Raw genomic sequence first — 12,388 nt, forward strand, 5'->3', positions numbered from 1 at the left:
CCACATCTACATTTAAATTTCATCTTCATTTTTTCGTATTTCTTCTACAATCTCCTCTATTTCTTCCTTATAAGAAGAAGGTGCTAATATTTCTCCCCATCCTGTTACCATTTGAAACAATCCATCATAAGCCGTATCATGATAACTTCTTATAAAATGTGGTATCCCCTTTTCTTTTAAAATGCCTTCTAACAGTTTAGCTTCTATTTCATTTTCTAACACTAAAATTTTAACGAAGCCTTCCATCAAAATCACCTCTATATAAAAATAAAACCTGCTAAAAAAGCAGGTTTAGATTATCTTGGTTCTACAATAAATTTTATCGCTGTCCTCATTTCGCCGTCTATCTCAATCTCTGAAAAGGCAGGAATCGCAATTAAGTCTATGCCATTTGGCGCCACAAACCCCCTTGCTATTGCAATAGCCTTAACCGCTTGATTTACTGCACCTGCCCCAACCGCCTGAATTTCTGCTGAAGATTTTTCTCTTAAAACGGCTGCTAATGCACCTGCTACAGACTTAGGTTTAGATTTAGCTGATACTTTTAGAACCTCCACTGTAAAATAACCTCCTTCATACATTATTGTGAAAATGAATACATTTGATATATATTATATATTCGATAAAAAACCAATATTTCCTTCTTTTTTATAAAATTTTTTTAAAAATTATTTTTTATAAAATCGGTTATAGAAATACGCATGATCTTTTTATCACTACAAACAACTATTTTGTCATTAGTCAGACTGTTTAATATTTTAAATTCCGTCTTTACGTTGTATTTTTTTTCTAAAAACAACTTGTTGAATTTTTTTTGCCCTATAATTGTGGAAATCCGCTTTTCATTAGAAAAAATCGTAACCTTTGTGTTCCTTATATTTTTATCCTCAAATACCCTTATGAAAATGTCAAGAATAACACTTGACTCAACTAATTGTCCCATCGCAGGATGAAAAGGACCTGCTACTACATCTTTATTGTAATTAATATTTTCTGTCGTTTGAAGTCCAATCCGAATGACATCAATATTATTCTTAATAAAAATTATATACATTTTCTTTGAAATTTCAACAGCCTCTTGCAAGGTTAGAGGAAAGAATCTTCCTTCTTTATACATTCTTTCAAGATAAGTATTTTTAATCACCAAAGTAGGATAAATCCTCACAAAATCAGGTTTCAACTCCACAATCTTATAAGCGGTATTTAAAGATTTCTCTAAGTTATCTCCAGGTAGTCCTATCATTATTTGCAATCCTAATTTAAAGTCATATTGCCGAATTAGATTCACAGCTTTTACGACATCCTCACTTGTATGACCTCTTCTACTTTTTAAAAGCACTTCTTCATCCATTGACTGTACTCCAAGTTCTATTATTGAAACTTTGTATCTCTTAAGATTTTGTAAAATCTCGGTGTCTATATAATCAGGACGAGTAGACAAACGAATAGCATCTATTTTGCCATTGTCCAAATATTCTTTCGCAATTCCCAAGTAGAGATTTTGCATATCCTGTGGTATTCCCGTAAAACTGCCACCAAAAAAAGATACCTCTATTTCTGCATCCCTTGGAAGAGTTTTTAAATGGGTTTCTATAGTTTGTCTTACATATTCTTCTGTTATCTCCTGCTGTTGGCCTGTTATTGAATTTTGATTGCAAAAAACACACTTAAAAGGACAACCTAAATGGGGTATAAAAAGTGGTATTATATACATCTTTTTTTTCATTTTAATATCCCCAATTTAATCAATGCTTCCATAGCCGCAGCTTGCTCAGCTTCTTTTTTACTTTTACCATAACCCTTTCCTAATATTACATCACCAATCCGCACTTGAGTTACAAAAGTTTTATTATGGTCAGGACCCATTTCCTCTATTAGCTCATAGATAATTTTCCCTATTTCCATGCTTTGAACAACTTCTTGCAGTTTTGTTTTATAGTCGCGATAAATAAGCCCTTCCAAAACTTCTTCAATGATATTTTTGAACAATTCTAAAATTACATTGCGAACGACTTCTAATCCTCCATCCAGATATACAGCAGCCAGTATCGCTTCCATAGCATCTGCAAGAATAGAATCTCTTTCTCTTCCTCCAGTCAGTTCTTCTCCTTTGCCAATGCGCAAAAAGTTGCCTAATTCTATTTCTCTTGCACATCTGGCAAGAGATGGCTCACAAACTATTTCAGCTCTATATTTAGAAAGAGAACCTTCTTCTAAATCTTTTCTATTCTTGTACAAATACTCGCTTATTACAAGGCTTAGGACAGAATCTCCTAAAAACTCCAATCTTTCATTGCTAATCTTGCTATTTTTACCTTCGTGAGCCCATGAACTGTGAGTTAAAGCCTCTATAAGCAAATTTTTATCTTTAAAACTATAGTTTATTCTCTTTTCTAATTCAGACAAATTTTCTCTTTTCACTTCCATACCTCTTTTAAAATTTTTTAAAAAGTAATGTCCCATTATGTCCTCCAAAGCCTAAGGAATTAGAAATCGCATAATTTACTTCTTTTTCTATAGCCTCGTTAGGCACATAATTCAAATCGCACTCTGGATCAGGAGTTTCGTAATTAATAGTAGGAGGTATAATGCCATTTTTTATAGTCAAAACAGTAGCAACAGCTTCAACAGCCCCTGCTGCTCCTAACAAATGGCCTAGCATAGACTTGATAGAGCTTACATAGAGTTTATACGCATGGTCTTTAAAGACTTTCTTTATAGCCATTGTTTCAAATTTGTCGTTATATTCAGTGGAAGTTCCATGAGCATTGATATAATCTATCATGTCAAAACTTACTTTTCCGTCCTTTAAAGCTGCTTCCATTGCACGAGCAGCTCCTTCTCCTTCTGGCGCAGGAGCAGTTATGTGGTAAGCATCATCTGTAGCACCATAACCTATTATCTCTGCATAAATTTTAGCTCCTCTTTTTTGCGCATGTTCTAAAGATTCTAAAATTAAGCTTGCAGACCCTTCTCCCATTACAAAACCATCTCTATTCAAATCAAAAGGACGGGAGGCTTTTTTAGGGTCCTCATTTGTGGACATAGCTTTCATTGCACAAAAGCCTGCAAAAGACATGGGAGTTATAGCTGCTTCAGTACCACCTGTGACTATAAGGTCTGCATCTCCCCGCTGAATGGCTTTAAAAGCTTCTCCTATAGCATTAGTACTAGAAGCACAGGCATTTACTATAGTCTCGTTTATCCCTTTTAGCCCAAAAGTTATTGCAATTTGACCTGCTGCCATATTTGCTATCATCATAGGTATGAAGAAGGGACTTACTTTTCCGGGACCTTTTTCATACATAATTTTCATCTGATTTTCAAAAGTTTCAATTCCTCCTATGCCTGTACCGTAAATAACACCAAACCTGTTTAAATCAACTTTAGAAAGGTCAATTTGTGAATCCTCTAACGCCAACTTCGCGCTGGCAACAGCAAACTGGATGAACCTATCCATTCTTCTTGCTTCTTTTTTATCTATGTATAAAGTGGGTTCAAAATCTTTTACTTCTGCTGCTACCTTAGTAGGAAACTCCGACACGTCAAATTTGGTAACAGTGTCTATTCCAGACTCACCATTTATTAAAGAATTCCAAAATTTTTCTACAGTATTACCTAAAGGTGTAATGACTCCTACTCCTGTTACAACTACTCTGTTCATGAGTTAAAACCTCCAAAATAGAGTAAAATTTTATATTGCATAAAGTCCCGCAACGCGGGACCTCAATTATTCAAGATTGCTTAAGTATTCTACTACATCACCTACTGTTTTAATCTTTTCAGCATCTTCATCAGGAATTTCAATATCAAACTCTTCTTCCAGAGCCATTATGAGCTCTACTATGTCCAAAGAGTCTGCTCCTAAATCATCTATAAAAGATGACTCCATCGTTATTTCCTCTGGATCAATGCCGAGTTGTTCGGCTATTATGTCCCTTACTTTTTCAAAAATCATACCTTCTTCACCTCCTCTCAAAAATTATACATTATGATAATATTACATAACCATTCCTCCGTCAACATTTATTACTTGCCCGGTAATGTAATCTGAAGCGGGACTCGCCAAAAAAGCAACTAATTCAGCTACATCCTCCGGTTTTCCAGCTCTTTTCAAAGGAATGCTCTTTAACATATTTTCTTTTATTTCATCTTTTAACACACTTGTCATATCCGTTTCAATGAAGCCGGGAGCTACAGCATTTACTGTTATTCCCCGATTTGCTAACTCTTTTGCAACAGATTTAGTAAGTCCTATCACTCCTGCTTTAGAAGCAGCATAGTTAGCTTGACCTGCATTTCCCATTATTCCCACAACTGATGTAATATTTATTATTTTCCCTTTTCTCTTTTTTATCATATACTTTGATGCAAATTTTATTACATTAAATGTACCTTTTAAATTTACATCTATTACTTGGTCCCACTCGCTTTCATCCATCTTCAAAATTAAATTGTCCTTTGTAATTCCCGCATTATTTACTACAACATCTATACTACCAAATTCTTCTACAATTTTATCTATCGCTTTTTCAACCTCATCGTATTTAGAGACGTCACATTTGACAGCCATTGCCTCTACTCCATACTCTTTTGCTTCTTTTACAACCTCTTCAGCACTTTTATCACTTTTCGAATAGTTGACGACAATATTAAATCCATCCTTTGCCAAGCGTAAAGCAATAGCACGTCCTATTCCTCTTGACCCACCTGTTATAAAAGCAGTTTTTCTTTCAGTTTCCATACTTATACCCCCAAAGCAGAGAGAGTCTTTAAAAGGGACTCCTCATCTTCAAAATTATAAGCATTTTTGGTTTTGTCAATCTTTTTAACAAAACCTGTAAGAGTCTTTCCTGGTCCTATCTCAACAAAAGTATCTACACCATCTTCAATCATTCTTTTTACAGATTGTTCCCATAGCACAGGATGACTCACCTGTTTTATGAGCAGGTCCTTCACTTGGTCTTTAGACGCATAATCAGCTGTTACATTTGATACTACTGGAATTTTTAAATCTTTTATTTCTATTTTTTCTAAGTCCCTCTCTAGGAGTTCTCCTGCTTTTTTTAACATGCTGCAGTGGAAAGGTGCGCTGACTGCTAATACTACTGCTCTTTTTGCACCTTTTTCTTTGGCTAGCTCGACAGCTTTTTCCACAGCTTTTACTTCTCCAGATATGACTAATTGTCCAGGACAGTTGTAATTAGCAGGTTCTACTTTTCCAACTTGTGATACAGTACGGCAAATCTCTTCTACTACTTCATTTTCAAGTCCCAGTATTGCTGCCATAGTACCCACTCCTTGGGGTACTACTTCCTGCATATACTTTCCTCTGTTTTTCACTAAACGAACCGCATCTTCAAAATCTAAAGCTTCAGCCAATACTAAAGAGGAATACTCTCCTAAGCTCAATCCTGCAGTAACCTCAGCATTTATTCCTCTCTTTTGCAAAACCTTTGTTAAAGCAACAGAAACCGTTAAAATGGCCGGCTGGGTATTTTCTGTTTTCATAAGTTCTTCTTCTGGTCCCTCAAAACAAAGTTCAGATATGCTAAACCCTAAAGCTTCATCTGCTCTTTCAAAAATTTCTCTTGCCTCTTGGTATTTTTGGTATATTTCTTTGCCCATTCCAGCATATTGGGCACCTTGCCCGGGGTAAATAAAAGCTACTTTCATTTTTTCACCTCATTTTATTCAAATTGTCAATTACTTCCTCCGCTTGTTTCATTATGTCCTCTATTATCTCTTTTACAGGTTTAATATCATTTATAAGTCCTGCAATTTGACCTGCCATCACAGAACCATATTCTACATCACCGTCTACTACCGCTGCTCTTAATTTTCCTTCCCCTAATTTTTCTAATTGTTCCTTAGGAGCACCCATTTGCTCTAACTTTTCAAATTCTCTTGTCAGTTTGTTTTTTAATGACCTGACTGGATGACCTGTGCTTCTTCCTGTAACAACGGCATCTCTGTCTTTTGCCTTTAAAATATATTCTTTGTAACGAGGATGAGCAGTACATTCAGTAGAGCATACAAACCGAGTTCCCATTTGAATACCTGAAGCTCCTAAGCAAAATGCAGCTGCAAAACCACGTCCATCAGCAATTCCTCCTGCAGCGATGACTGGAATTTTAACAGCATCTACTACTTGAGGTACTAATGCCAAAGTCGTTAGTTCTCCAATATGACCTCCCGATTCTGTTCCTTCAGCAATAACAGCATCCACACCAATGTCCTCCATTCTTTTTGCTAATGCTACTGAAGGCACAACAGGAATAACTTTAATACCCCGTTCTTTAAGTCTTTGTATGTACTTACCTGGATTCCCTGCTCCAGTGGTTATGACATCTACTTTTTCTTCTAAAATAACCTCCATAACTTCATCAACAAAAGGAGACAAAAGCATTACATTGACGCCAAAAGGTTTATCAGTAAGTTCTCTTGCCTTCCGTATCTGTTCCCTTACAAAACTAGCTGGTGCATTACCTGCTCCTATTATTCCTAAACCTCCTGCATTTGACACGGCAGCAGCTAGTTCTGCAGTTGCGACCCATGCCATTCCACCCTGAAATATTGGATATTTTATATTGAGCATTTCTACTATTTTAGTTTTAAACATATTTTTCACCCCTTACTTGCTCCATCTTATAACACTTGATGCCCAAGTCAAACCTGCACCAAAAGCGACAGTTAGTATGACATCGCCTTTTTTTATCAGTCCTTTTCTATAGGCTTCATCTAAGGCTATAGCAACAGAGGCAGCAGAGGTATTACCGTATTTATCAAGATTTATATAAACTTTATCATTGCTAAGTTTTAACCTCTTCCTCGCCGCTTCAATTATTCTTGTGTTTGCTTGGTGAGGTATAAGCATATCTATGTCTTCTGGTTTTAAACCACATCTGTTTAAAGCCTCAATAGTAGCACTATCCATTACTTTTACTGCAAACTTAAATACTTCTTGCCCTTCCATAAAAATAGTATGTAAATTCTTTTTTACAGTCTCTTCGCTGGCCGGCATTCTAGAACCACCTGCTGGCATGTACAAGTGTTTCCCGCCAGTGCCATCAGCTCCTAAATAAGAACTCAATATTCCATATCCGCTTTCAACTCTTCCCACAACTACTGCCCCTGCTCCATCTCCAAAGAGAACACAAGTGTTTCTATCCTTCCAGTTTATTATTTTAGACAAAGTTTCTGCTCCAATAACCAATATTTTGTTATACATACCAGTCTCTACAAATTGCTGAGCGATAGCAAGTCCATATATAAAGCCTGAACATCCGACGGAGATATCAAAAGCAGCAGCGTTGGCTGCACCTAAATTAGCTTGAACTATGCAAGCAGTAGATGGGAAATTCATATCAGGTGTAACAGTTGCGACAATGATCATGTCAATTTCTGAAGGGTCAACTTTAGCATCTTCCAAAGCCTTCTTTGCGGCTTCAGTAGCCAAGTCAGAAGTAGCTTGTGAAGGATCTGCAATGCGCCTTTCTTTAATTCCTGTCCTTGTAGTAATCCATTCATCAGAAGTATCCACCATTTTTTCTAAATCAAAATTAGTAAGAACTTTTTCGGGAACATAACTTCCTGTACCTAAAATTCCTGCAGCAATCTTTTCACACACTTAACTCATCTCCCATTGACTCAATTTCTTCTTTTATGTGATTTAAGACATCATTATCTACAAAATTTTTAGCTTGTTTTATCGCATTAAAAATAGCTTTTGCTTTTGAGTTGCCATGGGCTTTTATGACTGGCTTTTTAATTCCTAAAAGAGGGGCTCCTCCGTATTCAGTGTAATCCATTTTTTTAGTTATTCTTTTTAATCCACCCATTATCAAAAGAGCACCCAGTTTAGTAAAAATATTTCGGGTCAACTCTTCCTTTAAAAGTTGAGAAATCACAGAAGCAATTCCTTCCATAGACTTTAGTATCGCATTTCCCACAAATCCATCGCAGACTACAACTTCACAGACACCGTAAGGGATATCTCTTCCTTCCACATTCCCAATAAAATTTAGTTTTGATTTTTTAAGTTCTTCAAAAGCCTTTTTTACTACTTCATTTCCTTTTTCCTCTTCTGCTCCTATATTAAAAAGCCCTACTCTTGGTCTTTCTATCTCAAACATTTTTTGAGCATAGACATGTCCCATGACAGCAAATTGCACCAAATTTTGAGCATCACAATTAGTATTAGAACCTGCATCTAATAACACGGTAGCCCCATTTAAAGTAGGAAGTATTGGAGCCAAAGCTGGTCTGTCAATTCCCTTAATGCGCCCTAAAGTAAGCAATGCTCCTGCCATGAGAGCTCCTGTATTGCCAGCTGACAAAAAAGCATCCACTTCTTCCTTTTTAAGAAGTTCTAAACCTACTATCATTGAAGAATCTTTTTTCTTTCTAACAGCCGTAACAGGTGCTTCATCATTTTCAATAACTTCTGAAGCATAAACAAGCTTAAGCCTTTTCTCCTTTCCTTGGAGGCCGCGTAAAACTTCTTCTTTCCCAATAAGGACAATTTCTATATCTTGAAAATGCTTTAGTGCCTCTAAGCTGCCTTTAATTATCTCCTCTGGAGCATGGTCACCACCCATAGCATCAATTGCTAACCTCAACGGTGTCACTCCTTTTTTTTAGAAAATCCTCATCAATGGCCACTAAAATGAACTTTCCTCTGAATACTTCCTTATCCTTAACTTTTATCTTAACCCAAACAAAATATTTGTTTCCTCTTTGACGTATCACTTCGGCTTTCGCGACAAGTCTATCTCCTACTTTAACAGGAAACTTGTACTTTATGTTTGCAACTCCAATTAAAGCAGCAGAGGCATCAATAACAGACATAGCTAAAGACTCAGCCTGAGAATAAATGTATTGCCCTTTCACAATTTTTGTCTTGACAAAAACCATATCCTCTGTAGGCTCAAAAATCGAAATACCCCTTTTACCTAATTCTAAGTCTATTAATTCTCCAACTACTTCAGTGCCTGTAATAGTTCTCACTTTTTGATAATTTTCTTCTGCAACACTTTTTATACGCTCTCTAACTTCAGGGATTCCCAATTCCATCCTGTCAAGTCTTATAGTTTGTACACTTACTCCAAACATTTCTGCTAACTCGTCATCAGTGTAAAAGGGGTTAGTATTTATTTTTTCTTTTAAAAGTCTTTGCCTTTCTACTTTACTCATTCGCACAGCCATATTACCAGCTCCAGATATTAGTTGTTTTTATGACCTACCCAAAATTATAAATTATTTTTTTTGTAAAATCAACTAAAAAAAGTAGTAATAGGTCTTTTCCTATTACTACTTTTTTTAGTCTTATTTTAGTCTTACTCTTCTACTTTTATTACCTCTCTATCTTTGTAATAGCCGCAGTTTGGACATACTCTATGAGGTAGTTTAGGCTCATGACATCTTGGACACAAAACGTAAGCCGGTGCAGCTATTTTATAACTATTATTCCTTCTAGTATCTCTTCTCGCCTTTGATGTCCTCCTCTTTGGAACTGGCATCTTAACACCTCCTACATCTATTGCAGTAGTTTAGAAAGGACGGTAAGCCGCGGATCAATATCTTCCCGCTTGCAGCTACAGGTTTGGTGGTTTAAATTAGTACCGCAAACAGGACACAAGCCTTTGCAATCTTCTTTGCACAAAAATTTCATTGGCAACGACAATATCACAAAATGAACTACAAAAGTAGTTAAATCAAAATTTTCATAAAAGCTATCATCTACTTCTTCGTCTACTGACTCCTCTACATATTCCCGTAATTTAAGGTCTAAATTATAAATAAACTCATCCAAACATCTGTCGCAGACGGCATTTATACTACCTGTAATATCAAGTTCTGCCAAAAGCCCTTCTTTTTGCACGGTAATAGTACCTTTTACATGTAGAGGAGTTACAATTTTGTATTCTTCCCCTTTAAATTCAATGCTCTCTATGTCCTCTACATAGTCTATATTTATGCTGCGGCCAAGCTGTCCTTTGATTTTTAATAGATCGATTTTCATTTTTCTTCACACACCTTAAAATAATTGACATCACCTATTATACTAACCCCACAACCCGTTGTCAAGATTATCTACTTTAAACCCCTTACCAATTTTTCAGTATCTTTAGCTATCATATATTCTTCATTTGTAGGAATAACCATAACTTTAACTTTTGAATCTTCTGTAGATATAATTTCCTCTTTTCCTCTCACATTATTTTTCTCTTTGTCCAGTTTAAAGCCTAAAAACTCTAGATCCTCTAAAATAAACTCTCTCATTTCTGGTCCATTCTCTCCAACTCCAGCAGTAAATACAATTACATCAACACCACCCATAGCAGCTACATAAGAACCTATTGTCTTTTTCACCCTATAAGCGAAAACTTTTAATGCCAACATAGCCCTTTTATGCCCTTCTTTAAAAGCTGCATTTTCTATATCTCTAAAGTCATTACTTATTCCTGAAATTCCGTATACACCTGATTTCTTATTGAGTATATCTATAACCTGTTCTGCAGTCAATCCTTCTTTTTCCATTAAGAAAGTTATAATTGAAGGATCAACATTTCCGGACCTTGTACCCATAGCCAGCCCTTCTAATGGTGTAAATCCCATACTTGTATCTATCGACTTACCGCCTTTAACCGCAGCAATACTAGAACCATTTCCTAAATGGCAAGTAATGATTCTCAACTCTTCAATAGGCCTATTTAATATTTCAGCAGCTCTTAAAGATACATATCTATGAGAAGTCCCATGGAATCCATATCTTCTTATTCTGTATTTTTCGTAGTATTCATAAGGAATGGGATAAATATACGCATAATCTGGCATTGTTTGATGAAAAGCCGTATCAAAAACTGCTGCCATCGGCACTCCTGGCATTATCTGCTGACAAGCTTTTATCCCCTCAATATTAGCAGGATTGTGCAAAGGCGCAAGGTCAATACATGCTTCTAATTTTTTGATTACCTCATCGTCAATCAATACGGAATCAGTAAAAAACTCTCCCCCGTGCACAACTCTATGTCCTACTGCATCTATTTCTTTCATATCTTTTAATATTCCGATTTCTTTATCTACTAAAGCCTCTAAAACAATTTGTATAGCTTCTTTATGATTTTTCATATCTTTTTGTATTTTTATTTTATCTTTGCCCTCTACTTGATGAGTTAAAAGAGAATCATTGATACCTATTCTTTCCGCCAATCCTTTCGCTAGCACTTTCCCATTATCCATATCTAACAATTGATACTTTAATGACGAACTTCCACAGTTCATGACTAAAATCTTCATACTAGCTGCCTCCTCAAAGTTATTTTTGCACCCCTTGAGCTTGTACACAAGTTATTGCTATAACATTAACAATATCTTCTACACTACAACCTCTTGACAAGTCATTGATAGGTTTTGCAAGACCTTGAGAAATTGGTCCGATAGCATTAGCTTTAGCAAGTCTTTGCACTAGCTTATATCCAATGTTTCCCGCTTGCAAATCTGGGAAAATAAGCACATTTGCATTTCCTGCTACAGGACTTCCTGGAGCCTTTAACTCTCCTACTTCTTTGACAATCGCTGCATCTAATTGAAGCTCACCATCAATTAGCAAATCAGGCGCCAATTCTTTTGCGATTTTAGTCGCATTTTTCACCTTATCTACTAATTCATGGTTTGCACTTCCTTTGGTAGAAAATGATAGCATAGCGATTCTAGGCTCAATTCCAGCAAGGACTTTTGCAGTATGAGCAGAAGCAATAGCAATTGCTGCTAATTCCTCTTCATTAGGATTAGGATTTATTGCACAATCAGCAAAAATAAATACTCCATCGCTTCCATAAGTACAATTAGGTACTTCCATTATAAAGGCGCTGGATACTACTTTGACACCTGCAGCAGTTTTTACAATTTGAAAAGCCGGTCTGAAAACATCAGCAGTAGCGTGAATCGCCCCAGATACCATACCATCAACATCGTCTAATTTGACCATCATGCACCCATAGTACATAGGGTCTTTCATAATTTGATATGCCTGTTCTTCTGTAACTCCTTTGTTTTTTCTCAAATTATAATATTCTTCAGCATATTTTTGTAAAAGAGGCGACTTTTCAGGGTCTATAATTTCTGCTTTCGAGATATCCAATCCTTTTGCTTTTTCTTTTATCTCTTCTTCCTTCCCTAATAAAACCACATCAGCGATACCTTCTTTAATAACTCTTTCGGCAGCTTTTAAAGTCCGCGCTTCACTTCCCTCAGGAAGCACAATCCTTTTTTTATTAGCTTTAGCCTTTTGTATGATACTATCCATTACTGCCATTTAAAATCTCCCTTCCTTTTTTAATTTTATCACTATAATATTGTATACACGATCTCCCTTTTACATTTT

The 12,388-nt window shown here is 36.0% G+C and carries 16 protein-coding genes; all 16 read right to left on the reverse strand.

The features are described 5' to 3' along the window. Window positions 1–12: 12 nt before the first annotated feature. Window positions 13–246, reverse strand: coding sequence for a DUF2007 domain-containing protein (locus EB239_RS09805; RefSeq protein WP_003869191.1), 234 nt, complete (start codon window positions 244–246; stop codon window positions 13–15). Between the two features lie 50 nt (window positions 247–296). Then, complete coding sequence (locus EB239_RS09810) at window positions 297–557, reverse strand: stage V sporulation protein S (RefSeq protein ID WP_003869192.1); 261 nt, start codon at window positions 555–557, stop codon at window positions 297–299. A gap of 104 nt (window positions 558–661) precedes the next feature. Further along, a complete protein-coding gene (locus tag EB239_RS09815; protein WP_003869193.1) occupies window positions 662–1,726 on the reverse strand; it encodes an elongator complex protein 3 in 1,065 nt (354 codons plus the stop codon). Continuing rightward, on the reverse strand, window positions 1,723–2,463 hold the full coding sequence (gene rnc, locus EB239_RS09820) for a ribonuclease III (protein WP_003869194.1): 741 nt from the start codon (window positions 2,461–2,463) through the stop codon (window positions 1,723–1,725). The genes EB239_RS09815 and rnc overlap by 4 nt, the downstream gene beginning before the upstream one ends. Further along, window positions 2,435–3,664: a beta-ketoacyl-ACP synthase II gene (fabF, locus tag EB239_RS09825; protein WP_003869195.1), complete on the reverse strand. Its 1,230-nt coding sequence runs from the start codon at window positions 3,662–3,664 to the stop codon at window positions 2,435–2,437. The genes rnc and fabF overlap by 29 nt, the downstream gene beginning before the upstream one ends. 66 nt (window positions 3,665–3,730) lie before the next feature. Further along, the gene (gene acpP, locus EB239_RS09830) at window positions 3,731–3,958 is read right to left on the reverse strand and encodes an acyl carrier protein (protein ID WP_003866668.1); all 228 of its coding nucleotides are present in this window, start codon (window positions 3,956–3,958) and stop codon (window positions 3,731–3,733) included. 42 nt (window positions 3,959–4,000) lie between these two features. After that, window positions 4,001–4,744, reverse strand: coding sequence for a 3-oxoacyl-[acyl-carrier-protein] reductase (gene fabG / locus EB239_RS09835; protein ID WP_003869196.1), 744 nt, complete (start codon window positions 4,742–4,744; stop codon window positions 4,001–4,003). Between the two features lie 2 nt (window positions 4,745–4,746). Then, window positions 4,747–5,676, reverse strand: a complete 930-nt coding sequence (fabD, locus tag EB239_RS09840) for an ACP S-malonyltransferase (protein ID WP_003869197.1) — start codon at window positions 5,674–5,676, stop codon at window positions 4,747–4,749. A 4-nt stretch (window positions 5,677–5,680) separates the two neighbouring features. After that, window positions 5,681–6,622 carry an enoyl-[acyl-carrier-protein] reductase FabK gene (gene fabK, locus EB239_RS09845; protein ID WP_019907703.1) on the reverse strand — a complete coding sequence of 314 codons (942 nt, stop codon included), beginning with the start codon at window positions 6,620–6,622 and terminating at the stop codon, window positions 5,681–5,683. A gap of 12 nt (window positions 6,623–6,634) precedes the next feature. Beyond that, the gene (locus EB239_RS09850; RefSeq protein WP_003869199.1) at window positions 6,635–7,630 is read right to left on the reverse strand and encodes a beta-ketoacyl-ACP synthase III; all 996 of its coding nucleotides are present in this window, start codon (window positions 7,628–7,630) and stop codon (window positions 6,635–6,637) included. Continuing rightward, window positions 7,623–8,621 (reverse strand): phosphate acyltransferase PlsX, encoded by a 999-nt coding sequence (gene plsX / locus EB239_RS09855; RefSeq protein WP_003869200.1) that lies wholly within the window; start codon window positions 8,619–8,621, stop codon window positions 7,623–7,625. The genes EB239_RS09850 and plsX overlap by 8 nt, the downstream gene beginning before the upstream one ends. Next, the gene (gene fapR, locus EB239_RS09860; protein WP_003869201.1) at window positions 8,605–9,207 is read right to left on the reverse strand and encodes a transcription factor FapR; all 603 of its coding nucleotides are present in this window, start codon (window positions 9,205–9,207) and stop codon (window positions 8,605–8,607) included. The genes plsX and fapR overlap by 17 nt, the downstream gene beginning before the upstream one ends. 131 nt (window positions 9,208–9,338) lie before the next feature. Continuing rightward, the gene (gene rpmF, locus EB239_RS09865) at window positions 9,339–9,521 is read right to left on the reverse strand and encodes a 50S ribosomal protein L32 (protein ID WP_003868236.1); all 183 of its coding nucleotides are present in this window, start codon (window positions 9,519–9,521) and stop codon (window positions 9,339–9,341) included. Between the two features lie 17 nt (window positions 9,522–9,538). Further along, window positions 9,539–10,024, reverse strand: a complete 486-nt coding sequence (locus tag EB239_RS09870; RefSeq protein WP_003869202.1) for a YceD family protein — start codon at window positions 10,022–10,024, stop codon at window positions 9,539–9,541. A 71-nt stretch (window positions 10,025–10,095) separates the two neighbouring features. After that, window positions 10,096–11,301 carry an acetate kinase gene (locus tag EB239_RS09875; RefSeq protein WP_003869203.1) on the reverse strand — a complete coding sequence of 402 codons (1,206 nt, stop codon included), beginning with the start codon at window positions 11,299–11,301 and terminating at the stop codon, window positions 10,096–10,098. 19 nt (window positions 11,302–11,320) lie between these two features. Next, window positions 11,321–12,319 carry a phosphate acetyltransferase gene (gene pta, locus EB239_RS09880; RefSeq protein WP_003869204.1) on the reverse strand — a complete coding sequence of 333 codons (999 nt, stop codon included), beginning with the start codon at window positions 12,317–12,319 and terminating at the stop codon, window positions 11,321–11,323. Between the last annotated feature and the right edge of the window lie 69 nt (window positions 12,320–12,388).

Source organism: Thermoanaerobacter ethanolicus JW 200, from assembly GCF_003722315.1.
Classification (GTDB): Bacteria; Bacillota; Thermoanaerobacteria; order Thermoanaerobacterales; family Thermoanaerobacteraceae; genus Thermoanaerobacter; species Thermoanaerobacter ethanolicus.